15 protein-coding genes, 1 tRNA gene and 1 riboswitch are annotated in these 24,227 nt (G+C 74.3%); of the genes, 8 read left to right on the top strand and 8 right to left on the bottom strand.

Annotation, left to right across the window (positions count from 1 at the left end; all coding sequences use genetic code 11):
* Nucleotides 1-464 precede the first annotated feature (464 nt).
* Nucleotides 465-1,016: a MarR family winged helix-turn-helix transcriptional regulator gene (locus ACZ5DC_RS36880; RefSeq protein WP_366752618.1), complete on the bottom strand. Its 552-nt coding sequence runs from the start codon at nt 1,014-1,016 to the stop codon at nt 465-467.
* Between the two features lie 134 nt (nt 1,017-1,150).
* On the opposite strand from ACZ5DC_RS36880, the gene ACZ5DC_RS36875 reads away from it, so the two are divergent.
* A complete protein-coding gene (locus ACZ5DC_RS36875) occupies nt 1,151-2,416 on the top strand; it encodes an MFS transporter (RefSeq protein ID WP_468660209.1) in 1,266 nt (421 codons plus the stop codon).
* A gap of 68 nt (nt 2,417-2,484) precedes the next feature.
* Here ACZ5DC_RS36875 and ACZ5DC_RS36870 read toward each other — a convergent pair whose 3' ends face one another.
* Nucleotides 2,485-4,137: an ATP-binding SpoIIE family protein phosphatase gene (locus tag ACZ5DC_RS36870; RefSeq protein ID WP_468660198.1), complete on the bottom strand. Its 1,653-nt coding sequence runs from the start codon at nt 4,135-4,137 to the stop codon at nt 2,485-2,487.
* Between the two features lie 132 nt (nt 4,138-4,269).
* Nucleotides 4,270-5,649: an NAD(P)/FAD-dependent oxidoreductase gene (locus ACZ5DC_RS36865; RefSeq protein WP_468660196.1), complete on the bottom strand. Its 1,380-nt coding sequence runs from the start codon at nt 5,647-5,649 to the stop codon at nt 4,270-4,272.
* Nucleotides 5,650-6,025: 376 nt separating this feature from the next.
* Between ACZ5DC_RS36865 and ACZ5DC_RS36860 the strand changes: the two genes are divergently transcribed.
* Together ACZ5DC_RS36860 and ACZ5DC_RS36855 are read left to right on the top strand one after the other, a co-directional pair.
* A complete protein-coding gene (locus ACZ5DC_RS36860; protein WP_468660194.1) occupies nt 6,026-6,802 on the top strand; it encodes a TetR/AcrR family transcriptional regulator in 777 nt (258 codons plus the stop codon).
* A gap of 246 nt (nt 6,803-7,048) precedes the next feature.
* Nucleotides 7,049-9,001: a sigma-70 family RNA polymerase sigma factor gene (locus ACZ5DC_RS36855; protein ID WP_468660192.1), complete on the top strand. Its 1,953-nt coding sequence runs from the start codon at nt 7,049-7,051 to the stop codon at nt 8,999-9,001.
* On the opposite strand, the gene ACZ5DC_RS36850 is transcribed toward ACZ5DC_RS36855, so the two are convergent.
* On the bottom strand, nt 8,988-12,422 hold the full coding sequence (locus ACZ5DC_RS36850; RefSeq protein WP_468660190.1) for an AfsR/SARP family transcriptional regulator: 3,435 nt from the start codon (nt 12,420-12,422) through the stop codon (nt 8,988-8,990). The two genes, ACZ5DC_RS36855 and ACZ5DC_RS36850, sit on opposite strands and share 14 nt — an antisense overlap.
* Nucleotides 12,423-12,531: 109 nt before the next feature.
* Nucleotides 12,532-14,607: an asparagine synthase-related protein gene (locus ACZ5DC_RS36845; protein WP_468660188.1), complete on the bottom strand. Its 2,076-nt coding sequence runs from the start codon at nt 14,605-14,607 to the stop codon at nt 12,532-12,534.
* A gap of 735 nt (nt 14,608-15,342) precedes the next feature.
* Between ACZ5DC_RS36845 and ACZ5DC_RS36840 the strand changes: the two genes are divergently transcribed.
* The 4 genes from ACZ5DC_RS36840 (at nt 15,343) to ACZ5DC_RS36825 (ending at nt 20,287) form a co-directional block, all read left to right on the top strand.
* Entirely contained in the window at nt 15,343-16,767 is a 1,425-nt protein-coding gene (locus tag ACZ5DC_RS36840) for an MFS transporter (protein WP_468660186.1), read from the top strand.
* 97 nt (nt 16,768-16,864) lie between these two features.
* Nucleotides 16,865-18,082 (top strand): L-2-hydroxyglutarate oxidase, encoded by a 1,218-nt coding sequence (gene lhgO, locus ACZ5DC_RS36835; protein ID WP_468660184.1) that lies wholly within the window; start codon nt 16,865-16,867, stop codon nt 18,080-18,082.
* Between the two features lie 33 nt (nt 18,083-18,115).
* On the top strand, nt 18,116-18,949 hold the full coding sequence (gene trmB / locus ACZ5DC_RS36830; protein ID WP_468660182.1) for a tRNA (guanosine(46)-N7)-methyltransferase TrmB: 834 nt from the start codon (nt 18,116-18,118) through the stop codon (nt 18,947-18,949).
* Between the two features lie 42 nt (nt 18,950-18,991).
* Nucleotides 18,992-20,287, top strand: a complete 1,296-nt coding sequence (locus tag ACZ5DC_RS36825; RefSeq protein WP_468660180.1) for a PrsW family intramembrane metalloprotease — start codon at nt 18,992-18,994, stop codon at nt 20,285-20,287.
* A gap of 24 nt (nt 20,288-20,311) precedes the next feature.
* On the opposite strand, the gene ACZ5DC_RS36820 is transcribed toward ACZ5DC_RS36825, so the two are convergent.
* The 3 genes from ACZ5DC_RS36820 to ACZ5DC_RS36810 form a co-directional block, all read right to left on the bottom strand.
* Nucleotides 20,312-21,256, bottom strand: coding sequence for an aldo/keto reductase (locus ACZ5DC_RS36820; protein ID WP_468660178.1), 945 nt, complete (start codon nt 21,254-21,256; stop codon nt 20,312-20,314).
* A gap of 96 nt (nt 21,257-21,352) precedes the next feature.
* Nucleotides 21,353-22,390: a M23 family metallopeptidase gene (locus ACZ5DC_RS36815; protein ID WP_468660176.1), complete on the bottom strand. Its 1,038-nt coding sequence runs from the start codon at nt 22,388-22,390 to the stop codon at nt 21,353-21,355.
* 10 nt (nt 22,391-22,400) lie between these two features.
* Nucleotides 22,401-22,568, bottom strand: a riboswitch (cyclic di-AMP (ydaO/yuaA leader).
* Between the two features lie 242 nt (nt 22,569-22,810).
* Complete coding sequence (locus tag ACZ5DC_RS36810) at nt 22,811-23,992, bottom strand: PP2C family protein-serine/threonine phosphatase (RefSeq protein WP_468660174.1); 1,182 nt, start codon at nt 23,990-23,992, stop codon at nt 22,811-22,813.
* A gap of 124 nt (nt 23,993-24,116) precedes the next feature.
* Between ACZ5DC_RS36810 and ACZ5DC_RS36805 the strand changes: the two genes are divergently transcribed.
* Nucleotides 24,117-24,190: transfer RNA gene (locus ACZ5DC_RS36805), tRNA-Met, on the top strand.
* The last annotated feature ends 37 nt before the right edge of the window (nt 24,191-24,227 follow it).

Raw genomic sequence — 24,227 nt, 5'->3', positions numbered from 1 at the left:
CGCTTCCTTTGTACTCACCCTCTCGGGCTTTCCTCCGGGCGCTTCCCTTCGGTCTTGCGTTTCCGACTCTATCAGATCTTTTCTCGATCCGATTTCCTCGGTGCTTTCCAGGTTCCCGCTCTCGCGTTTCCCTTTCCGGCGGTTCCGACTCTATCAGATCCTTTCGGCGTCTGATCCCCGGTCAGCGGGGTTCGTCCTCGCGGCTGTTGGGCCGTTCCGACGTCTCAAACCTTAGCGGATCCGCCCGGCGATTCCCAATCGGGCCGCCGAGTCCCTATTCGAAATAAATTCGGGCGCGCCGAAATTAACCCGTAGGAAGGATCGTGCTGGAGGTGTGAGAGGTGCCGCTCAAGGCGGCTGAGGTGCTACCGGAGAACCGTTACGGCTCCGCGGCAACCCGAAGAACTTTACGGATCGAGCCGGGGCGTGTCAACACCCCCCTGTCAAGATCTTTTCCGGGGGCGTCAGTCCAGGTCGCTGAGCCGGCCGCCGGCGTCCGGCTGGGCGTGCTCCACCCTGCGCAGCAGCCTGGTCAGGACCTCGCCGAGCACCCCGCGCTCCGCGGGAGTGAGGTCCTGGAGCAGGTCCTCCTCGAAGACCGTCGCCAAGCGCATCGCCTCCAGCCACTTCTCGCGGCCCTCGGGCGTCAGCTCCACGATGACGCGGACGCGGTTGGACTCGTCGCGCTCCCGGGTGACCAGTCCCTCGGTGACCATGCGGTCGATCCGGTGGGTCATGGCGGCCGGGGTCAGGCCGAGCCGCTTGGCCAGCTCGCTGGGGCCCATGCGGTAGGGGGCGCCGGAGAGGACCAGCGCCTTGAGGACCTCCCACTCGGCGTTGCTGATGCCGAGGGCGGAGGTCTGGCGGCCGTAGGCGACGTTCATCCGGCGGTTCAGCCGGGACAGCGCCGACACGATCTTCTCGACCTGGGGGTCCAGGTCCTGGAACTCGCGCTGGTAGGCGGCGATCTGTTCTTCGAGCGTCGGCTCCGTGACGCCGCCGGGGGTGTCGGCCATGGACGCAGTATCCCACGGGAGTCCTTTGCTTTGAAGTCCTTGACCATGTACTCTTTAGCCTTGAAGTTTAGCTTCGAAGTCTTCAGGTCTAACTAGTGAGAGAGGTGAACGTGACCAGGGCGATGGGCGCAGCGATGCGCCGGATCCACGTGGGCAACGCACTCAGCGCGTTCGGACTGGGCTTCACCGTCCCCTACCTGTACGTCTATGTGGCGCAGGTACGGGGTCTGGGAGCCATGACGGCGGGTCTCGTGCTCGCCGTCTTCGCCGTGGCCGCGCTGATCGTGCTGCCGTTCGCCGGCCGGGCGATCGTGCGGCGCGGCCCGCTGCCGGTCCTGCTCGCCGCCCTGGTGACCGCCGCCGTGGGCGCGCTGAGCCTCGGTCTGGCGGGCGCCGCCGCGAGTGTGCTGCTGTCCGCCGCGGCTCTCGGGGCCGGACAGGCCGTGATGCAGCCGGCACTGGCGACGATGATCGTGGACTGCTCCTCGGCGGACACCCGCTCGCGTGCGTTCGCGATGCAGTTCTTCCTGCAGAACCTGGGGCTGGGCGTCGGCGGTCTCATCGGCGGCCACCTCGTCGACACCACGCGCGTGTCGTCGTTCACGCTGCTGTTCGCGATCGAGGCGGCGATGTTCCTGCTGCTGGTCGGCGTGCTGGCGACCGTGCGGATGCCGCGCTCGCCGCGCCTGGCGGACGCCCCGGCGGGCTCGGCGAAGGGCAGCTGGAAGCGGCTGCTCGGGAACCGGGCGATGGTGCAGCTGTCCGTGCTGGGCTTCGTGATCTTCTTCGCCTGCTACGGGCAGTTCGAGTCGGGGCTGAGCGCGTACGGCGTGGAGGCGGCCGGGATATCCACGTCCGCCCTGGGGACGGCGCTGGCCGCGAACACGCTGATGATCGTGGTCGCCCAGTTCGCCGTGCTGCGGTTCGTGGAGCGGCGCCGGCGGTCCCGGGTCATCGCCGCGGTGGGTCTGATCTGGGCCGTGGCCTGGCTGGCCGCCGGGTACGCGGGGCTGGGGCACGGCAGCCAGGAGATGGCCACGGCCGCGTTCGTGTCGACGTACGCGCTGTTCGGTCTGGGCGAGGCGATGCTGTCGCCGACGGTCGCGCCGCTGGTCGCCGATCTGGCGCCGGAGGGCATGGCCGGGCAGTACAACTCGGCGTTCGCGCTGGTCAAGCAGTTGGCGCTGGCCGTCGGTCCGGCGGTGGGGGGTCCGCTCGCGGCCTCGCTGCACGGGCCGTACATCCTGACCTTCCTGCTGTTCTCGCTGGGGATCACCGTTCTCGCGCTGCGGCTGGGGCGGCGGCTCACCGCCGTACAGGACCGGCCCTGGCTGGCGCGCGGGACCCGGGTGGTCGCCCGGGGCGGGGCGTCCACGGGACCGGTGCCCGCGGACGCGTGAGTCCGCGGTGCGTCACGGCCGTCACCTCCGGGTGGCGGCCGTCGTCATGTGCCGGGCGTGTCGCCCGGTCAGTGCTTCGCCTTCGGCAGGACGAACTCGCACCACACCGCCTTTCCGCCGCCGGGGGTGCGGCGGCAGCCCCAGCTGGAGGCGATCGTCGCCACGATGGCGATGCCCCGGCCCGACTCGTCGCCGGGCTCGGCGCGGCGGCGCCTCGGCAGGTGGTCGTCGCCGTCGGTGACCTCCACGATGAGGCGGCGGTCGGTGCGGCGCAGGCGCAGCCGCATGGGCGGGATGCCGTGCTGGAGGCTGTTGGCGACCAGTTCGCTGGTGGCGAGGACGCCGAGGTCGTGCAGTTCGGCGGGGAAGCGCCAGCTGGTCAGGACGCCCGAGGCGAAGGCACGCGCGCGGGGGGCCGCTTCCACGCCGCCGAGGAGTTCGAGGGCCGCGTTGCGGAAGAGGTCGCCGTCGGGGCCCGTCCGCGCGGGGTGCTGGAGGACCAGGACGGCGACGTCGTCGTCGTGGTCGGCGGTGACGCCGGCCGAGCGGACCAGACGGTCGCAGACGACCTGGGGGCTTCCGGTCGCGCCGGCGAGGGCGCCTTCGAGCGCGGCGATGCCCTCGTCCAGGTCGGCGTCGCGGCGCTCGACCAGGCCGTCGGTGTAGAGGACGGCCGTGGAGCCGGCGCCGAGGGCGATGGAGCCGGACGAGTGGATCCAGCCGCCGGTGCCGAGGGGCGGACCGGTGGGTTCGTCGGCGCGGGAGACCGTGCCGTTCTCGTCGCGGACCAGGATCGGCAGGTGACCGGCGGACGCGTAGACCAGGCGTCCCTCGTTCGGGTCGTGGACGGCGTAGACGCAGGTGGCGATCTGGTTGGCGTCGATCTCGGCGGCGAGGCCGTCGAGGAGTTGCAGGACCTCGTGCGGGGGCAGGTCGAGACGGGCGTAGGCGCGGACGGCCGTGCGGAGCTGGCCCATGACGGCGGCGGCCCGCACCCCGCGGCCCATGACGTCGCCGATGACGAGGGCGGTCCGGCCGCCGCCGAGGGTGATCACGTCGTACCAGTCGCCGCCGACCGCGGCCTCGGTGCCGCCGGGCTGGTAGGTGGCGGCGATGCGCAGGTCGTCGGGCTGTTCCAGTTCCTGCGGGAGCAGGGAGCGCTGGAGGGTGACGGCGGTCTCGCGCTGGCGGCGCTCGCTGGCGCGCAGGCGTTCGGCGGCCTCGGCGTGGTCGGTGACGTCCGTGGCGAAGACGAGGACGCCGGCGTCGCGGTCGCCGTCCTCGGTGACGGGGGTGCAGGTGAAGGTGTACGAGCGGCCGTCGACGGCCTTGCGGGACTTCAGGGTGCGGGGCTTGCCGCTGCGCAGCACCTGGTCGAGCAGCGGGAGCAGGCCCAGTTCGGCGAGTTCGGGCAGGGACTCGCGGGCGGCCACGCCGGTGGCGCGGGCGCCGAAGGCCGTGGTGTAGGCGTCGTTGACGTACGCGATGCGGTGGTCGGGGCCGTGGACGAGGGCGACGAGGGCCGGGACGCGGTCCAGGACGTCACGCGCGGGCAGTTCGTCGACGGCGGGTACCGGGGCCGTGCCGTCGGCGGGCCGTTCGGCACGGGCCGCGGGCACGGAGCCTTCCCCCCGCCGGTCCGGGGAGACCGCCGTCTCGGTCCGCGCGGCGGCGCGGCGCTGCGTTCCGGGGAGCCGGGCGCTCCAGCGCGTGAAGTTCACTTGGGGGAAGCCTCGTGGGTGCTAGGGCGGGCGGGCGCCCGTCCGACGTCGTAGGGCAGTCTGGCAGGGAGCGGGCCGCGGCGGGCGACAACCGTCAGACGCCGGGGCGGGCCGTGGAGTTCCTGAGTCCGGTCAGGACGACCCCTTCGGGTCGTCGGAGGGGCTGTGAGGAGGCTTTCCCCCGGCCGCGAGTTCGAACTCCGCCCGGGGGTGTTCGAGCGAACCGAGCGAGACGATCTCCCGTTTGAAGAGCCCGGCGAGGGTCCATTCGGCGAGCACCCGGGCCTTGCGGTTGACGGTGGGCACCCTGCTGAGGTGGTACAGGCGGTGCATGAACCACGCAGGGTAGCCCTTCAGTTTGCGCCCGTAGACCTGTGCGACGCCCTTGTGCAGGCCGAGGGAGGCGACCGAGCCGACGTACTTGTGCGCGTACGTCTCCAGGGGCTCGCCGCGCAGGGAGTGGACGATGTTGTCGCCGAGCACCTTGGCCTGGCGGACGGCGTGCTGGGCGTTGGGGGCGGTCTCGGTACCGGGTTCGGCGGCCGTGACGTCGGGGACGGCGGCGGCGTCACCGGCGGCCCAGGCGTGCTCGGCGCCCTCGACGGTGAGCTGGGCGGTGCAGCGCAGCCGGCCGCGGTCGGTGCGCGGCAGGTCGGTGGCGGCGAGCAGCGGGTGCGGTTTGACGCCGGCCGTCCACACGAGCGTACGGGTCGGGAAGCGCTGGCCGTCGCTGAGCACGGCGACGCGGTCGGCGCAGGACTCCAGGCGGGTGTCCAGCAGCACCTGGATGTTGCGGCGGCGCAGCTGGGTGACGGTGTAGCGGCCCATCTCGGGGCCGACCTCCGGGAGGATGCGGTCGGTGGCCTCCACGAGGATCCACTTCATGTCCTCGGGGCGGAGGTTGTGGTAGTAGCGCGCGGTGTAGCGGGCCATGTCCTCCAGTTCGCCGAGGGCCTCGACGCCCGCGTAACCGCCGCCGACGAAGACGAAGGTGAGAGCGGCGTCGCGGACGGCCGGGTCGCGGGTGGAGGAGGCGATGTCCATCTGCTCGATGACGTGGTTGCGCAGGCCGATGGCCTCTTCGACGGTCTTGAAGCCGATGCCGTACTCGGCGAGGCCGGGGATGGGCAGGGCGCGGGAGACCGAGCCGGGGGCGAGGACGAGTTCGTCGTAGCCGAGGAGTTCGGCGGTCCGGCCCTCCTCGGCGGTGGCGAGGGTGGTGACGGCGGCGGTGCGTACGGCGTGGTCGACGGAGGTGACCTCGCCGACGACGACGTGGCAGTGGTCCAGGACGCGGCGCAGCGGTACGACGACGTGGCGCGGGGAGATCGAGCCCGCGGCGGCCTCGGGGAGGAACGGCTGGTACGTCATGTAGGGATCGGGGGTGACGACGGTGATCTCGACCTCGCCCCTCCGCAGCTCGGCCCTCAGCTTCCGCTGGAGGCGCAGGGCCGTGTACATCCCGACGTAGCCGCCGCCGACAACCAGAATGCGCGCACGTTCCTTCACCATCCCATGACGCACCCGGCGCTGGTGTTTGTCCACAGCCCCGACAATTTGTGTGACCGGCGGCCGGGCGTGCGCACGGCCGGCCGTGGCGTCCGCGCGGGACGAAAGGGGGCAGGTCAGCGAGGGCGGCCGACAGGGTGCGAAGGGCGGGAATCGGGATGTATACACCCCGTACTCCGATCGGGGGGCGCACTGTACGGAACCTGCCCCTTCTGAATTGACTGCCTCTCAACTATGTTCGTGTGTCGACGGGGTGTAGGGAATGTGGTCGAACGGGTCCGCGACGGACGGATCCGGTCGGGACCGATGCCGCTTCCGCGCACCTCGCGTTCAGTGGCGGGGAGTCTCCGGGGGGAGACGTCATTACCGGGGGAAACACATGCATGTTCAGGACACGCATTGGGCATCGGCGGCCGCCGTCGCGCCCGGCGGCAAGGCGATGAGCGCGGCGGTGGGCGGCGGACGCGCGGACGCCGCGCGGACGACCCCGCTGCGGGTGGACGCACAGCGCAATCTGGAGCACGTGCTGCGTGCGGCGCGTGAGGTGTTCGGCGAGCTGGGGTACGGCGCGCCGATGGAAGACGTGGCGCGGCGGGCCCGGGTCGGGGTCGGCACGGTGTACCGGCGCTTTCCCAGCAAGGACGTGCTGGTCCGGCGGATTGCCGAGGAGGAGACGGCCCGGCTGACCGAGCAGGCCCGGGCGGCGCTCGGGCAGGAGGACGAGCCGTGGTCGGCGCTGTCGCGGTTCCTGCGGACCTCCGTGGCGTCGGGGGCGGGGCGGTTGCTGCCGCCGCAGGTGCTGCGGGTCGGCTCCGCCGCTCCGGATGAGTCCGGTACGGCCGGTGATGCGGTCGGCCTCGTCGGAGAGGCCCGGGTGCCTCAGCAGCGGGTGCAGCCGGGGAACGGTGAGCTGCGGCTCGTGGCGCAGGAGGCCGCGGTGGCCGACGACGCCGGAGCCGGGGCGCTGCTCGATGTGGTCGGGCAGTTGGTGGACCGGGCCCGGGCGGCGGGTGAGCTGCGGACGGACGTGTCCGTGGGGGACGTGCTGCTGGTGATCGCCACGGCGGCTCCGTCGCTGCCGGACGCGGCGCAGCAGGCGGCGGCGTCGGCGCGGCTGCTGGACATCCTGCTGGAGGGGCTGCGGTCCCGTACGTGACCGGCCCGCACCTCGGCTTCGTCTCCGGGGGCGCTCCATCCCCAGCGGCACCACCCGTGCGCCAGGCGATGTCGGGTGGTGCCGTTGGCGCCTGGGGGCGTGCGCCCCGACGGGTGTTCGGGGCGGTGCGGGGGCACGTGCGCTCGGACGAGTGGATGAGGTGCGCGCGGGGGCTTCCGGGGAAGCTCGCTGTGGCAGGCTGACGCCTGACGGGTTGGGCTGGGCCGGGGTCGGGGGCTGTCCGCGATGGGCGTTGACGGGTGGGACGGGTCGCGCGGTGACGACGGGGACGCGGAGACCCGGGAGCTGACCTCACCCCAGGTGCCGCACCAAGGCGGGCGGCCGGCGCCGTCCGGCGGGGCCCGAGACGGGAACGTGCCGGCCCAGCGTGAGGGGAGCGTGCCGCCCCCGCGCCGGGAGACGCCGCCCGCCGACGCCGAGCTGATCCAGCGGATGCGCGGCGGTGACGACTCCGCCTACGCGGAGCTGTACCGGCGGCACGCCGACGCGGTACGGCGCTACGCCCGCACCTGCTGCCGGGACGGGCACACCGCCGACGACCTCACCGCCGAGGTGTTCGCGCGGACGCTGCAAGCGGTGCGGGGCGGCTCCGGTCCGGAGCACGCCGTACGGGCCTATCTGCTGACCTCCGTCCGGCGGGTCGCCGCCCACTGGGCGAAGTCCGCCCGGCGGGAGCAACTCGTCGACGACTTCGCCCTCTTCGCCCAGCAGGCCGCCCGGGTCCCGGAGGCCGCCGACGACACCGCGTTCATCGGCACCTCCGCAGCTGGCCTCGGTCTGGCCGCCGACGTCCGCGCCCTGCGCGAGGCCGAGCAGTCCATGGCCATGCGGGCCTTCCGCTCGCTGCCCGAACGCTGGCAGGCCGTGCTGTGGCACACCGAGGTGGAGGACGAGTCCCCGAGCGAGGTGGCCGTGCTGTTCGGGCTGGACGCCAACGGCACCCGGGTGCTCGCCAGCCGCGCGCGCGAGGGGCTGAAGCAGGCGTACCTCCAGGCGCACGTCAGCGCTGCCCTGTCCCACGACGAGGAGTGCGCCCGCTACGCCGACCAGCTCGGCGGCTACGCCCGCCGCAAGCTGCGCGTCCGCGCCGAGCGGGGGCTGCGCAAGCACCTGGCGGAGTGCGCCAGGTGCCGGCTGGCGGCGGCGGAGATCGAAGAGGTGGCGAGCGGTATCCCCGCGGTCGTCCCGGTCGCGGTCATCGGCTGGTTCGGGGCCGCCGGGTACGCCAAGGCCCTCGGGATCGTGGCCGGGGGCGCGGGGGCCGGAGCGGCCGGCGCCGCCGCCGCGGCCGGTGGCTCGTCCGGCGGGGCGGGCGGTGGGGGCGGGGCCGCGGCCTCCGAGGGACTCGGGGCGCCGGTGAAGGCCGGCATCGCCGCCGGTGTGGTGGTGGTGGCCGCCGCCGCGGTCGCGCTGGCCCTGGTGAACGACGGCCACCCGGCGAAGGAGGCCGCCCAGCCGGCACCGGACCCCTCCCCGTCCGTGTCCGCACCGGTGGTACGGCCCGGGACGCCCGCGCCCGCACCGCCTCCCCGCACGTCCCCGCCGAAGCCCGTAGCCCTCGTTCCCGAACCGGCGCCGACGCCCGCCGGCACGCCCTCCCGCACGCCCGCCGTGCCGCCGCCCCCGGCGAAACCGAAACCGGCCCCCGTCCCCGCCCCGGCGACGACCCCCACCCCCGCCCCCACCACGAAACCGGCACCCACGCCCAGGCCGACCCCGACGCCCACTGCGCCGCCGGCGCCCACCGTCTACGAGTTGAGCGAGCTGCGCTTCGACGTCGCCGGTGACGGCACCCGGCCCGAGATCGCGCTCGGCGAGAGCAGCTGGGTGTGGCAGCGGTACGGCCTGTCCGTCGGCGGCGAGCGGTACGCGCGCGGGGTCACCGTCCGCGGCGACTCCTCCGTCACCGTCGTCCTCAACCGGCGGTGCGCCGCCTACGACGCGCTGGCCGGCGTGGACGACCTCACGCGCGGCCTCGGCAAGGTCTCCTTCTCCGTCTACGCCGACGGGGTACGGCTGTGGCGGTCCGGCATGGTCAGGGGCCGCGACCCGGCCGTCCCCGTCCACGTCGACCTCACCGGGCGCGCGACCGTACGGCTCGTGGTGGAACCGCACGGCAACGCCTTCGACCGGGCGGCGCTCGCGGACTGGGCGCAGTCCCGGTTCACCTGCCGGTAGCCGGGCCGCCGCCCCGGGATGCCGCGCCGGCCGCCGCCGCGGCACCCAGCTCGCGCAGGACGTCCGCCACGCCGAAGGAGGCGCCCCGGGCGCACTCGGCGGCGTAGCGGCCGGCCGGGAGGGCCGCGCGGGCCCCGGCACGCACCCGGGCGGCCTCGCCGCGCTCCGGCTCGGGCCGTTCCAGGCCGTCGCGCCAGCGGTCCGCGGCGGCGAACAGCCGCAGCGCGCCCGGCAGATCGCCGAGCCGGGCCAGCAGACCGGCGGCCACGTCCACCAGACCGGCCGTGATCGACTCGGCGCACTGGTGGTCCACGGCCTCCCGCAGGGCCTCCGCCAGGATCGCCAGTCCGTGCGCGGGCCCCGACTCGTCGGCCGCGAGGAGTGCCTCGACCATCCGCTGGGCCGCGACGAACTGCGGGGGCGGGGTGCCGTCCCGGATCACCGCGCGCGTCGCCTCGTACAGCTCGCGGGCTTGCGCGTGCTGGTTGTCGTGCAGGGCGATGTGGGCGCGCAGGAGCAGGACGAAGGCCCGGGACTCCGGTACCGCGAACCGGTCGGCGGCCCTTCCCGCCTCGTCCAGCGCGGCCAGCGCGGCCTCCCGGTCTCCGGAGCGGTAGGAGATCTCGGCGAGCCGGGCCATGAGGAACGGTGACTCGGCGTGGGCGCCCACCTCGTAGGCGAGCCGCAGTGCTTCCTCGTACTCGCCGCGCGCCTCGTCGTACCGGCCCCGGGTCATGGCCGCCTCGCCGGACGCGCCGCACACCTGCGCCCGCATCCAGCGGTCGCCGACGCGCCGGGTGAGCGTCCGCAGCTCGGCCAGGTCCTCGTCGACGCCCCGCAGGTTGCCCGGGGAGTCGACGGTCACGTGGGCGCGGTACATCAGGGCGACCCCGAGCTCCCAGTCGCCGCCGTGGCGGCGGCAGTTGTCGACGCACTCGGTCATCAGCAGGCGGATGTCCGTCGGCCCGCCCAGGTAGTAGGAGGTCAGCGGCCAGATGATGCCCGGGAGCCGGGCGGCCCGCGGTCCGCCGCCCTCGTAGGCCGCCCGCACGCGCGCGAGGTACTCGCGGGCCCGCTCGTCGGCCGCCAGGTTCTCCGTGTCCGTCTCGGAGGTGAGGAACAGGTCCAGCATGCGCAGGTCCATCCGCAGTTCGCGCAGCGGGTGCCCTTCCTCCCCGCCGGGGGCGGCGAGGAAGGCGCCCACCGGGTCGGCGGTCTCCGTCCGCGCCCTCACCTCGTCGGCCGGCGCGCCCGGGGGCAGCGTGTCCAGGGCGACGCCCAGGCGGAGCACCAGCCGCACCCAGGCCACCGCCTCCTGACGGTGGTTGCGCAGCCACCAGAACCAGCCGGTGGCCAGGACGATGGCGCCCGCCTGCGCCTCGTCCCCCGCCCGGACCGCGCGGTCCAGGGCCGCGCGGATGTTGTCCAGCTCGCTCTCCAGGCGGGCGATCCAGGGCAGCTGGTCCGCCGAACGCAGCCGCGGCTCCGCCTCCTCCACCAGCACCCGCACCCACGCGCGGTGGCGTCGCTCGGCCGCCGCGCGCAGCCCGGGGACCTCGGCCGCACGCTCGGCGGCGTACTCGTGGATGGTCTCCAGCATGCGGTACCGCATGCCGGCGCCGGTGCCGTCCGGGTCGTGCGGGGCGGCGACCACCAGGGACTTGTCGACCAGCGCGCCGATCAGGTCCGCCGCCGGGCCGGTGCACACGGCCTCGGCCGCCGCGAGGTCCCAGCCGCCGGCGAAGACGGACACCTCGCGCAGGACCGTCCGCTCCCGCTCGTCCAGCAGCTCCCAGGACCAGTCCACGACCGCGCGCAGGGTCTGCTGGCGGGGCAGGACCGTGCGGCTTCCGGAGGTGAGCAGGCGGAAGCGGTCGTCCAGGCGGTCGGCGATCTGGCGCGGGGTCAGCAGTCTGAGCCGGGCCGCGGCCAGCTCGATGGCGAGCGGCAGCCCGTCCAGCCGGCGGCAGATCTCCGCGACGGCCACGCTGTCGCCGAGCACCGCGTCGGCGTCGGGACGGACGGCCTTCGCGCGCTCGGCGAAGAGGCGGTGCGCCTGCTTTGGGACGAGGGGCTCGACCGGGCGCACCGACTCACCGGGGACGCCGAGGGGTTCACGGCTGGTCGCGAGGATCGTGAGCCCCGGGCAGTGGGTGAGGAGGGTCTCGGCGAGGGCGGCCGCCGCGCCGATGACGTGCTCGCAGTTGTCGAGGATCAGCAGGTGGCTGCGCGGGGCGCAGTACTCGATCAGCAGGGCCGTGGGGTCGGCCTGCGGGGTCGCCAGCTCGTTGGTCAGCAGCACGGTCTCGCGCAGACCGAGCGCGCTGACCACCGCGCCTGGCACCGCCTCCGGGTGGTCGAGCGGGGCGAGTTCGACCAGCCAGGCCGAGGGGAGCGGTGCGGCGGCCTCCTCGGCGAGACGGGTCTTTCCCGAGCCGCCCGGTCCGGTGAGCGTCACCAGGCGGGCCCTGTGCAGGTCGGAACGAATGGCGTTCAGCTCCGGTTCCCGCCCGACGAAGGAGGTCAGGCGGGGACGGAGATTGCCGGTGCGCTCGGGGCGTCGCGGGGGCGCGGGGAGCGACGAACGCGCCGGGGGCTTGCGGGGGTGCGCGGACTGGGGGATCGCCGGGTGGGCGGGGGTCTCCGGGTACGCGGGGGTCTCCGGATGCGCGGTGACCTCCGGGCGCGCGGGGGTCTCCAGGGGTTGCTGTTTCAGCAACGAGGCGTGCAGGGAGCGCAGTTCCGGGCCCGGGTCGGTGCCGAGGGAGTCGGCGAGGGTGCGGCGGGCGGCCTCGTAGGCGGCGAGGGCGTCGGCCGGGCGGCCCGTGTCCCGCAGGGCGCGGATGAGGAGGGCGTGCAGGGGCTCGTCGTACGGATGGGCGGAGGTCAGCTCCCGCAGTTCCGGTACGGCCTCCTGGGCGCGGCCGAGGTCCAGGGCCGCGGCGGCGCGGGCGCGGGTCGCCTCCAGGCGCAGGGCCTCGGGGCGGGCGGCGGCGGTGCGGTCGGGGAGGTCGGCGAGGGCCGGGCCGTTCCAGAGGGCGAGGGCCTGGGTGAGGGTGCGGTGGGCGGTGGCCGGGTCGCCGGCGGCGAGGGCCCGGGTGCCGCTGTGGGCGAGGCGTGCGAAGACGTGGAGGTCCACGTCGTCGTCGGTCGCTTCGAGGCGGTAGCCGCCCGGGGTGGAGGCGACGCTGTGCCGGCCGAGGGTGCGGCGCAGTCGGCCGACGAGGGCCTGGAGGGCGGCGGGGGCGTCCTGGGGCGGGTCGTCCGCCCAGATCTCCCCGACGAGGGTGTCGGGGGCGGTGGTGCGGCCGGGGCGGAGGGCGAGGGCGGCGAGGAGTGTCCGCAGGCGCCGGCCGCCGATGGGTACGGGGGTGCCCTGGTCGTCCGCCGCTTGGGTCACGCCCAGGATTCTGTACCGCACCTGGTCATTGTGGCGGGGGGTGCGGGATGGGGCACAGAATTTCGGTTCCCGGGGCGGCGGGGCGCCCGGTGCCACCACCCGCACCCCCCGGCTGAGCCGCCCCCACCGCTCACGCCCCCGGCGTCAGCGCGCTCCGCCTCGGCTGGATCCCCGAGGGGACCGCGCGGGAGCGGGTCGGGGTGCCCGTCCAGCAGGTGCCTCGGCGGGAGAGGAGGCGGCGCAGCCACAGTTCGAGGGAGACGAGGTCGGCCAGTCCGTCCAGGGGGAGGGTCTCGCCCGCCGCGGCCGCGCGCAGCGCCTTGCGGACGACACGCGCCTCCACCAGGCCCGCGTCGGCCAGCAGCGGTGTGGCGAAGAGGTCCATGAGGGGGTCGGCGGCCGCTCGCAGCCCCGCGCGGGCGGCCGCCGCCGAGGACGCGTGGGAGGGCGCGCCCCAGCCGGACGGGAGGTCGGTGACGCCGGCGCCCTCCAGGACCGTGCGGAGGATGGCGGCGCGGGCGCCGGGCTGGACGCGCAGGGCCTCGGGGAGGGCGCGGCAGGCGCGCACGACCTGGTTGTCGAGGAACGGCGCGTGCAGCCGCTGGGAGCGGATCTCCGCGGCCTGTTCCAGGACGCGGAGGTCGGCGGCGTGCCGGGCGAGTGCCGCACGCGCGCGGTAGTCACCGGGGCGCTGTGCGCCGGTCGCGGAGCGGTCCGCCTCCGCCTGGAGCAGAACCGATACTTCAGCCAGCGCCTCCCCCGTCAGCCACCGGGCGGCCGGGCCGGGTCTCGCCCAGGACAGCGCGGCGAGGGAGGCGCCGACCGCCCCCTTGGGCTCGTCGAAGCGGCGCCGCATCAGCCGTTCGGCCAGCACCTCGAGGCCCGCCCGGTAGGGGGTGCGGGCGAGGCGCCGGGCCGCGCCGTACACGCGCGCGGGGACCATCACGGAGCCGTCCGCGCGGGCGAGCGCGGCGACCGGCCGGACCAGGTGGCGCCGTTTGCGGTCCACGAGCAGGTCGGCGAGGCGGGCGGGGTGGGCGTCCAGGACCTGGCGGGCGCCGTGGCCGGTGAAGTGGTCGGCGCTGCCGGCGGCGAGCCGCGCGCGGTGCCGGGCCGCCAGGACCAGGGAGGGGCCGGGCTCGTCGGTCAGCGGGCCTTCGAGGTCGGCGTACGGCAGGGTCTCCTCGTCGCCGGTGACCACGACGTGGTGCAGCCGGGGATCGGCGGCCAGGGCGCCGGCGCGTTCGAGTTCGGCCTCGCGGCCGGGCACGGCCAGGTCGTTGAACGTGACGGCGAGGAGCCGTTCGCCCGCGCCCGTGCCGTGGCCGAGGAGCGTGCCCGGTCTGCCGGGCAGTCCGGCGGCCAGCAGGGCGAGCGTGCCGGAGGCGGGGCCGCCGGACAGGTCGGCGCCGATGCCGGGGGCCGGCATGCCGCGCGCGGCCCGCCGCTCGGCCGGGCCCATGCCGGGAACCGGCCCGGGGTCCAGGTCGGGCACGTGCCGGGGTGCCGACAGCCGGGTGCGGACGGCCTCCACCAGCGCGTCCCGGACGGCGTCCACGGCGCGGCCGGGGTCGGCCGGGGGCGCGGCCACGGCGAGGGAGGCGACCGGCTCGTACCCGGCGACCTCCCGCGCCCCGGCGCGCAGCACCAGCGCGTGCCCCGGCGGAATGCGCCGTACGCCCTCGTAGGGGGTGCTGTCGCGCAGCGCGGCCGGGACGTCCGGGGCGGCGAGCAGGGCGGCGAGGTGGGTGAAGTCGAGGTTGGCCTCGACGAGGTCGGCGAGGGGCAGCGCGGCGGTGGCGTAGGCGGTGCCGCCGGCCCAGGGGGTGTAGAACACCGGCCGGGCGCCCGCGAGGTCGCCGCAGACGGTGATGCGGCGGCCGGCCTGGACGACGGCCGTGTAGCTGCCGGGCCAGGTGGTCAGGTGGCGCAGGGCGCCCCCGCGCGCGGTGAACAGGCCGCGCCGCAGCTCCTCGTCGGTGGCGCCGCAGATGCCGAGGACGGCGATCCGGTGCTGTGCGTCGGCGTGCACCACGCGCACCTCGTCCGGGCGCCAGTCGCCGACGGCCCACAGCGGATCGGGGTCGCCCCACAGGAGCTGGGAGCCGACCGGGTGGAGGGTCTCGCCGTCGTATCCGACGGCACCGGCGGATCCGATCCCGGCGGCGCCCGCGGCGGTGCTGCTCCAACCCACCAACCACCGCATCGACGCCTCCACAGGCTGTGGACGAACAGTGCACCGTACGAACCGGACCCCATGCTGCCATGAAGGGCGCGCGGGAGAGGGGCGGCGGCACCGCCTTCGATCGGGGGAAACCCAAGGGGAACACGCGGCACGGGCCTCGGAGTCGGCGGCCGGCCGGCGTCGGCGGAGTGGGTGGGGGCCGGGCGGTACCGCACGACCCCGGCGCGAATGCGCCCCCTGCGCGCTCCCCCAAACCGCCCTTCGCGCCCTCAAGTTGCATGGTCGGAACGGCAATTGGGCGCAGATGGCATGGGGCGGTTTTCGGCCAATTAAATGGAGGGGCACCGGAGATGAGCACGCTCCGTAGGGGCCTGCGGAGCGCGCGGCGGTCCACACGCGCGCACGGTCCGGGAGGCGGGCATCGCCTCCCGGACCGGTCCGCCACCCGCGGGGATGAAGGCGGCGGTGTCCCCCAGCCCACTGGATCCAGTACAGCGGGCCGACCCACGCAAGAGCCATGGAACCGCTCCCCGGGTGGCCGGAGAAGAGCGCACGGACGGGCGCACGGCCACACGTGCGGGGGCACGCGGCGACGCACCGTGCACGGTGCGTACAGGGAACGGACCTTCGTACGGACCACAATCCCGCCAACCGGAACAATGCCCCTTAACGCTTGGGATGCGGCGAACTACGCTGGGTTTACGAATGCCGCGTGGTTATGCCAGAGCGGCAGCCGTCTGTGTCGAGGGGTGGCGCATGTCCAGGGAGCAACGCGGGCCGAACGAAAAACTCGGCGCCGTTCTCGCCCTCGCGGGAATCAGCAACGCGGGACTCGCCCGCCGCGTCAACGACCTCGGCGCGCAGCGCGGGTTGACGCTTCGCTACGACAAGACGTCCGTCGCGCGCTGGGTGTCGAAGGGCATGGTGCCGCAGGGTGCGGCGCCGCACCTCATCGCCGCCGCCATCGGCCAGAAGCTCGGCCGGCCGGTGCCGCTGCACGAGATCGGCCTGGCGGACGCCGATCCCGCGCCCGAAGTGGGCCTCGCCTTCCCGAGGGACGTGGGCCAGGCGGTGAGGTCCGCGACGGAGCTGTACCGCCTCGACCTCGCCGGCCGCCGCGCCGGCTCCGGCGGCATCTGGCAGTCGCTCGCCGGGTCGTTCGCGGTCAGCGCGTACGCCACGCCCGCCTCGCGCTGGCTGATAACCCCCGCCGACAGCTCGGTCGCGCGGGAGGCGGGCTCCGCCGAGGGGTCCGGCGCACCGATCAAAGTCGGCCACAGCGATGTGCAGAAGCTCCGGGAGGCCGCCGAGGACGCCAGGCGGTGGGACTCCAAGTACGGCGGCGGGGACTGGCGTTCGTCGATGGTGCCGGAGTGCCTGCGGGTGGAGGCGGCCCCGCTGCTGCTCGGCTCCTACTCCGACGAGGTCGGCCGCGCCCTGTTCGGCGCCTCGGCCGAACTCACCCGGCTCGCCGGGTGGATGGCCTTCGACACCGGGCAGCAGGAGGCCGCGCAGCGGTACTACATCCAGGCGCTGCGGCTCGCGCGCGCGGCGGCCGACGTCCCGCTGGGGGGTTACGTCCTCGCCTCCATGTCGTTGCAGGCGACCTACCGGGGCTTCGGCGACGAGGGGGTCGACCTGGCGCAGGCCGCGCTGGAGCGGAACCGGGGGCTGGCGACCGCGCGGACGATGAGCTTCTTCCGGCTGGTCGAGGCGCGGGCCCACGCGCGCGCGGGAGACGCGCAGGCGGCCGGCGGGGCGCTGAAGGCGGCGGAGGGGTGGCTGGAACGGTCCCGTCCCGGCGACAACGACCCGTCCTGGCTCGGCTTCTACGGGTACGACCGGTTCGCCGCGGACGCCGCCGAGTGCTACCGGGACCTGAAGGCACCGCGCCAGGTGCGCAGGTTCACCGAGCAGGCGCTGTCGAAGCCGACGGAGGAGTTCGTGCGGTCGCACGGACTGCGGCTGGTCGTCTCCGCGGTCGCCGAGCTGGAGTCCGGCAACCTCGACGCGGCGTGCGAGCAGGGGGTGCGGGCCGTGGAGGTGGCCGGGCGCATCTCGTCGGCGCGCACGACGGAGTACGTGAAGGACCTCCTGCACCGGCTGGAGCCGTACGGGGACGAGCCGCGCGTGGTGGAGCTGCGGGAGCGGGCCCGCCCCCTGCTGATGGCTCCGGCGTAGGGCCGCTGATGGCTCCGGCGTAGGGCCGAGCCCCTTCGGGGTACGGCCCGGCGTTTGAAGCCGTTGTCAGTGGCGCAATGCACTATCGGAGGCGGAGGTGGTGCAGGTGCGGGCCGGGGCGTACGACTGTGATGTGCTCGTCATCGGTGGGGGGATCGTCGGGCTGTCGACCGCGTATGCCATCACCCGGGCCGCGCCCGGTACGCGCGTGGTCGTGCTGGAGAAGGAGCCGGGGCCGGCGCGGCACCAGACGGGGCGCAACAGCGGGGTGATCCACAGCGGGATCTACTACCGTCCGGACTCGCTCAAGGCGCGGTACGCGGTGCGGGGCGCCGCCGAGATGGTGAAGTTCTGCGCCGAGTACGGCATCGCGCACGCCGTCACCGGCAAGCTGATCGTCGCCACCGAGCGGGACGAGCTGCCGCGGCTGCACGCGCTGGTGCAGCGCGGCCGGGAGAACGGCATCCCGGTGCGGGAGCTGGGCCCCGCGCAGATCACCGAGTACGAACCCGAGGTGCGCGGCCTCGCCGCCATACACGTCGGTACGACCGGGGTGTGCGACTTCGCGGGCGTCGCGGGCGAGCTGGCGCGGGCCTCCGGCGCGGAGATCCGGTACGGCGCCCGGGCGGTGCGCGTGGACCGGCGGCCGGAGCGGGGCGTGGCCGTGCTCACCGCGACCGGGGACGTCGTACGCGCGCGCGTGCTCGTGAACTGCGCCGGGCTGTACTGCGACGAGGTGGCCCGGCTGACCGGCGACGACCCCGGGGTGCGGATCGTGCCGTTCCGCGGGGAGTACTACGAGCTGGCGCGGCCGGAACTGGTGCGGGGGCTGGTGTACCCGGTGCCGGACCCGGCGTTCCCGTTCCTCGGGGTGCATCTGACGCGCGGGATCGACGGCGGCGTGCACATCGGGCCCAACGCGGTGCCGGCGCTCGCCCGGGAGGGGTACGGCTGGGGGGTCGTACGGCCCCGGGAGCTGGCCGGGACGGTCGCGTGGCCGGGGTCCTGGGCCATCGCCCGGCGGCACTGGCGCTACGGCGCCGGCGAGCTGCGCCGGTCGGTGTCCAAGGGGGCGTTCCTGGAGGCCGTGCGAAGACTGCTGCCCGGGGCCGAGGCCGGGGATCTGGTGCGGGCCCCGGCCGGGGTGCGGGCGCAGGCGGTGCTGCGGGACGGGACGCTGGTGGACGACTTCCTGATCCGGGAGGGGCCGCGGGCGGTGCACGTGCTGAACGCGCCCTCGCCCGCGGCCACGGCCTCGCTGCCGATCGGGCGGGAGATCGGGCGCCGGGCGCTGGCGATGCTCGGCTCGCTGTAGCGGCCGGTCGGCACCCGTAAAATCGGTCGTACTGTGTCTGACTCCCTGAACCCCCCCGCCCCGCCCCCGGCCCCCCACGACCCCGGTGTCCCCGACCGGCACACCCGGGCCAAGGGCGAGCCGCGCTTTCCCGACGGGCCCAAGGCCGACCCGGCCGGGTCGCACTTCGAGCGGCGGATCCGCAGCTTCCAGCCGCGGCGGAGCCGGGTGACGGCCGGGCAGGCCGACGCGTTGCAGCGGCTGTGGCCCAAGTGGGGGCTGGACATCGACGGGCAGCGGGTGATCGACCTCGCCGAGCTGTTCGGCAACGACCGTCCCGTGGTCCTGGAGATCGGGTTCGGGATGGGCGAGGCCACCGCGCGGATGGCCGCGGGCGACCCGGACACCAACATCCTGGCCGTCGACGTGCACACCCCCGGCCAGGGCAACCTGCTGGGTCTCGCCGACCGCAACGGCCTGTCCAACGTCCGGGTGGGCAACGGCGACGCGATCATCCTGCTCCGGGAGATGCTCCGCCCGGACGCGCTGGACGGGCTGCGGGTCTACTTCCCCGACCCCTGGCCCAAGAAGCGGCACCACAAGCGGCGGCTCATCCAGCCCGAGTTCCTGACGCTCGCCGCGTCCCGGATGAGGCCGGGCGCGCTCCTGCACTGCGCGACCGACTGGGAGCCGTACGCCGAGCAGATGCTGGACGTGCTCACCGCCCACCCCGGCTTCGAGAACACCCGGCCGGACGGCGGTTTCGCACCGCGCCCGGAGTTCCGGCCGCTGACCCGTTTCGAGGGACAGGGACTGGACAAGGGACATGTGGTGAACGACCTGCTGTTCCGGCGCGTACCGCACAGCACCGCTGAGCTGGGCCGATAATCCGCTCCAGCCCCTCGCCCCGCCACCGTTAGGGTCGATGCCGTGGCCACCAGTCCTCCGTTTCCGACGTACCCCCCGAGCCCCGGCGACGGTGTGCTGCGCCACCCGCACTGGTGGCAGCGCCGGTGGGTGCGGTACGGAGCACTGAGTTCCCTGCTGGCCCTGTCCGGTCTGGTCATCCTCGCGCTCGTGCGGCGGCAGACGGGCACGGAGGGCTTCCTCGTCGGCCTCGGACTGGCCGTCCTGCCCGTGCCCTGGCTGATGGCCGCCTTCCGGTGGCTGGACCGGGTGGAGCCGGGCCCCTGGCGGAATCTGGTCTTCTCCTTCGCCTGGGGGGCCTGCGCGGCGGCGCTGATAGCCATCGTGGCCAACAGCTTCGCGACCAAGTGGATCGCCACCTCGACCGCGGACCCGGCCAGTGCCGACACGCTGGGCGCCACCGTGATAGCGCCGATCGTGGAGGAGTCCGCGAAAGCCGCCGCCGTCCTGCTGGTGTTCCTCTTCCGCCGGCGTGACTTCACCGGGATCGTGGACGGGGTGGTGATAGCGGGCGTCACCGCCACCGGGTTCGCGTTCACCGAGAACATCCTCTACCTCGGTACGGCCTTCGGGACCGACCAGCTCACCGGCGACCGCGGCATCGCCTCCGTCACCGCCGCCACCTTCTTCGTGCGCATCGTGATGTCCCCGTTCGCGCACCCCCTGTTCACCGTCCTCACCGGCATCGGCTTCGGCATCGCCGCGCTGTCCGCCGAGCGGCAGCACGTGCGGCGGGTGCTGCTGCCGGTCGTGGGGCTGCTGCTCGCGATGAGCATGCACGCCTTCTGGAACGGCTCCTCCACCTTCGGCGAGTACGGCTTCTTCGCCGTCTACGGAGCCTTCATGGTGCCCGTGTTCGCGGTGGTGACCTGGCTGGCGGTCTGGACCCGGCAGCGGGAGCTGCGGACCGTGCGGGCGGAGCTGCCCACGTATGTGCTGGCCGGGTGGCTGGGCCCGGCCGAGCCGTTCGCGCTGGGGTCGATGCGGGCGCGCCGGATGGCCCGGGACTACGCCCGGCACCACCACGGACGCCAGGCGGCGCGGGAGGTGGCCCGGTACGAGGCGTACGCGACCTCGCTGGCGTTCCTGCGGCACCGGGGGCGCGAGGGCAAGGCCGGCCCCGACTTCGTCGTCCGGGAGCGTGAGCTGCTGGACGAGCTGTGGAAGCGCAGGGACGTGGCCCGGCCCGCGCTGGAGTACGCGAGCAGGGCGTCGGTTCCCGCGCCGGTGTTCTGGGGGCCGGCGCCGTACGGGTATCCGGCGGTGCCGTACCCCGCGTACAACCCGTACCGGACGTAGTCCCGGGGGCTGACGGGAGAGCGGCTAGGCGGACGCCTCCGTCAGCCGGGTCACCTCGGCCTCCGTCAGCTCCAGCTCCGCGACCCCCAGCAGCGCCGGGAGCTGTTCCACCGTCCTCGCCGAGGCGATCGGGGCCGTGACCGTGGGCTGGGCGGCGAGCCAGGCCAGGGCCACCGTGGCGACCGGGGCCCCGTGGGCCGCGGCGATCTCGTCCAGGGCCGCGAGGACCTTCTGGCCGCGCTCGGACTCCGCGTGCTTCTGGGCTCCTTCGGCGCGGGCGCTGTCGACGGTCGTACCGGGCCGGTACTTGCCGGTGAGGAAGCCCGAGGCGAGGGAGAAGTACGGGACGGCGGACAGGCCCTCGCGGGCGACGAGGTCCTGCAGCGGGCCCTCGTAGGTGTCCCGGGAGACCAGGTTGTAGTGCGGCTGGACGGCGACGTAGCGGGCGAGGCTCTCGCGGTCGGAGAAGTCCAGGGAGGCCCGCAGCCGCTCGGGGCTGATGTTGGACGCGGCGATGTGCCGGACCTTCCCGGCCCTCACCAGCTCGTCCAGCGCGCCGATGATCTCCTCGACCGGCACCTCGGGCTTGTCGAAGTGGGTGTAGTAGAGGTCGATGTGGTCGGTGCCCAGGCGGCGCAGGGAGGCGTCGGCGGCGGCCTTGATGTTGGCCGCGGACAGGCCCTGGTACTCCGGGTGCTGGCTGACCTTGGTGGCGATGACGACCTCGGAGCGGTTGCCGCGGGCCTTGACCCACTTGCCGATGATCGTCTCCGACTCGCCGCCCCGGTTGCCCTCGATCCAGGCGGAGTAGGAGTCGGCGGTGTCGATGAAGTTGCCGCCCGCGGCGGTGTAGGCGTCGAGGACGGCGAAGGAGGTCTGCTCGTCGGCGGTCCAGCCGAAGACGTTGCCACCGAGGGCGAGCGGGAAGACCTCGAGATCGGACGGGCCTAGGTTACGAAGTGACGTCATACGTCATGGCAACACCGGCGGTGGGTGATCGCATCCCACCGCCGGGGCGGAGTCCCCGTCAAGATCTCGCAAAGGTCCCTGCGCGGGACGGGACCGTCAGGGGTTGAGGCCCTTGCCGCGCAGCCACGCCATGGGGTCGATGCCGGTGGCCTGGCCGTCGGGGTGGACCTCCATGTGGACGTGCGGCCCGGTGACGTTGCCGGTGGCGCCGACGCGGCCGATGACCTCGCCGGTGGTGACCTTCTGGCCGACGGAGACGCTGATCGAGGACTGGTGGCAGAACCACAGCTCGGTGCCGTCGTCCAGGGTGAGGATGGTGCGGTAGCCGTAGGAGCCGGCCCAGCCCGCCTCGGTGATCGTGCCGCTGTGCACGGCCTTGATCAGGGTGCCGGTGGGGGCGGCGAAGTCGAGACCGGTGTGGTAGCCGGAGGACCACATCCCGCCGGCCTGGCCGAAGGTCGAGGTGATCGTGTACGAGGAGGTGGGCAGCGTGTACTGCTCGGCCAGCTTCGCCAGCCGCTCCTCCTCCGCCTTCTTCGCGGCGGCGGCCTCCGCCTTCTCCTTGGCCGCGGCGGCCTGGGCGGCGGCCTCCTTCTCGGCCTGGGCGGCGGCGTCGGCGCTCTGCTTCTCGGCGGCGGCGACCGCGGCGGCGGTGGCCCTGCTCTCGGCCTGGCCCTGCTGCTGCTCGGCCTGGGCCATGATCCGGTTGCGCAGTGCCTCGCCCGCGTCGGCGCTGTCCTCGCCGGCGGCCGTGGTCACGCCGACGGTGCTCAGCGTGGCCGTGGCGGCCTCGGCCGGGTGGGAGTCGGCCGAGTGGTCGTGGAAGAGGGAGCCGACCGAGGGCAGGTCCGGCAGGGAGATGGAGACCGGCGGCTTGCCGGTGTTGGCGCTGGCCATGCCGCCCGCGCCGACCGCGGCCATGACGCCGACGCCCAGGACGGTGGAGCTGCGCGCGAAGCCGCCGCGCTGCTTTGCGACGCGATGCCGGCCGCGCACCGGGGCGACGGACTCCTCGGTGGGGTTCCACTCCTCCCAGGGGCCCTCCTCGGCGCGGTAGGCGCCGTACCCGAAGGTCTCGGGCTCGCGCTGTGCCGGTATGTACGGGGCTTCTGGGGCAGGCCGGTTGGACGCCACGCGGGCGTACTCCTTTCCTTCCTTTCGCCTACCGGGTTAGCTGACGGGTTCGGAGCAGGAAGGTCTCCTACGCGCGTATACCGGTCGTGGACTCGACGAGTTCACGGACGGCATTCGCGTGATTCACCCCAGGGTGGTGGTTCCCCGGCTCCCTTGCGGGATTCGGCGCGTGCGCACGGAGCCGCCTCTTGTGACGGCTGTGACGACCGCGCTGCGTTATCGAACGTTAATAGACCCGACAGTCACTTTCCAAGCCGTTCGGCTTGATCATTCACGTCTTTACCGGCGGAGCTATCGGCCACTACCCCGCCAAAACGGGCGAGTTGACCGAGCATCCGGCCCGTTCAGCAGTCACTTTCGGTTTTGATGGTGACTCAGATGTTATGCGCACGGCGGTCGCCCGGTCACCTTCGGTGAGGGTCAGGGGCGCCGCACGGCGAGCAGCGCCATGTCGTCGGCCATGCCGCCCCCGGAGTGCCGGCGCGCCTCCTCGGCGAGCCGGCCGACCAGCGCGGCCGGGCCGGCGAAGGCGCGCCCGGCGAGCCGCCGTTCGGGGTCGTAGAACCGGCCGTGGGCGTCCCGGGCCTCGGACAGGCCGTCGGTGTGGAACAGCAGGGTCGCGCCGCTCGGGAAGGCTGTCTCGGTGGCCCGGTCCGGCCACATGCCGAGGTCGCCGATGCCGAGCGGCAGCGCGGGCTCGGCGGGCGCCAGGGTGCGCAGGGTGCCGTCGGCGTGCAGCAGCAGCGGCGGCGGATGGCCGCGGTTGACGATCCGTACCGGGCCGTCGCCGTGCGGGAGTTCGGCGAGGACCGCGGTGGTGAACCCCTCGAAGGCGTCGATCCCGTCGCGCCGGGTGCCCTCGCGGGCCAGCGCCCGCTCCAGCCGCTCGGCGACCGCCTCCAGCGTGGCCTCCTGCTCGGCCGCCTCCCGGAACGCGCCGATCACCACGGCCACCGCGGCGACCGCGCCCATGCCCTTGCCGCGCACGTCCCCGACGACCAGCCGGACGCCGTGGGGGCTGTCCTGCACGGCGTACAGGTCGCCGCCGATGAACGCGTCCTGCCGTGCCGCCTCGTAGCAGGCGGCGATCTCGTAGCCGCCGATCCGCTCGTCCGGTTCCGGCAGGACGGCCCGCTGGGCGGCCTCGGCGATCTCGCGGGCGGAGGCGAGCCGCCGGTCGCCCCGCCGGACCACCCGGTTGATGGCGACGGCCAGCAGCGCGACCGTCGCGACGGTGACCACGTCGGTGAGGGTGCCCACGGCGGGATGGGCCCCGGCGTCGGTGTGCACGGCGTAGGCGGCGGCGAGGGAGAGAAGACCGGTCAGGACGGTGGTGCGCAGCGAGGACAGGGGCGCGGCGACCAGCGGGGCCGCGGTGAAGAACGGGACGGCGGTGAAGTCGTCCGGGGCGAGCAGGCCGTACAGGACACCGCAGACGACGAGCAGGGCGGGCAGGGCGCGGGCCAGGGCACGGGGGCCCGGGCGGCGGCGGGCGCGCACCGGCACCGGTTCGTCACCGAGCCCCGGGTCGGGCACGGGGTCGCCGGGGAGCCGGCCGCCCGCCCTGGCGTACGGGCTCTCCTCCACCTTTCCAGGGCGCACCGCGTGTCTCCCGCTTGTCCGACGTACCTCCAGGTTTCCGGGGCCCGGGGCGGGCGGCGACCGGTGTGGGCCGAAAGGGGTGTGCGAGCGGTCCCGCGCATGGCGTACACTGGAGTCACAACGACGCGGGGTGGAGCAGCTCGGTAGCTCGCTGGGCTCATAACCCAGAGGTCGCAGGTTCAAATCCTGTCCCCGCTACTGAAGGCGCAGGGCCCGGAATCCCCAGGATTCCGGG

The organism is Streptomyces sp. NPDC031445, assembly GCF_055581365.1.
The sequence above is the reverse complement of the archived record's forward strand: the minus strand, read 5'-3'. Positions and strand labels throughout refer to the sequence as shown.

What these genes read in the sequence shown, in the direction of transcription:
- ACZ5DC_RS36855 (WP_468660192.1), top strand. Translation starts at nt 7,049, where the DNA reads ATGGGCGTTGACGGGTGGGACGGGTCGCGCGGTGACGACGGGGACGCG.
- ACZ5DC_RS36845 (WP_468660188.1), bottom strand. Translation starts at nt 14,607, where the DNA reads ATGCGGTGGTTGGTGGGTTGGAGCAGCACCGCCGCGGGCGCCGCCGGG.
- ACZ5DC_RS36880 (WP_366752618.1), bottom strand. Translation starts at nt 1,016, where the DNA reads ATGGCCGACACCCCCGGCGGCGTCACGGAGCCGACGCTCGAAGAACAG.
- ACZ5DC_RS36865 (WP_468660196.1), bottom strand. Translation starts at nt 5,649, where the DNA reads ATGGTGAAGGAACGTGCGCGCATTCTGGTTGTCGGCGGCGGCTACGTC.
- ACZ5DC_RS36875 (WP_468660209.1), top strand. Translation starts at nt 1,151, where the DNA reads ATGCGCCGGATCCACGTGGGCAACGCACTCAGCGCGTTCGGACTGGGC.
- ACZ5DC_RS36820 (WP_468660178.1), bottom strand. Translation starts at nt 21,256, where the DNA reads ATGACGTCACTTCGTAACCTAGGCCCGTCCGATCTCGAGGTCTTCCCG.
- ACZ5DC_RS36860 (WP_468660194.1), top strand. Translation starts at nt 6,026, where the DNA reads ATGCATGTTCAGGACACGCATTGGGCATCGGCGGCCGCCGTCGCGCCC.
- ACZ5DC_RS36840 (WP_468660186.1), top strand. Translation starts at nt 15,343, where the DNA reads ATGTCCAGGGAGCAACGCGGGCCGAACGAAAAACTCGGCGCCGTTCTC.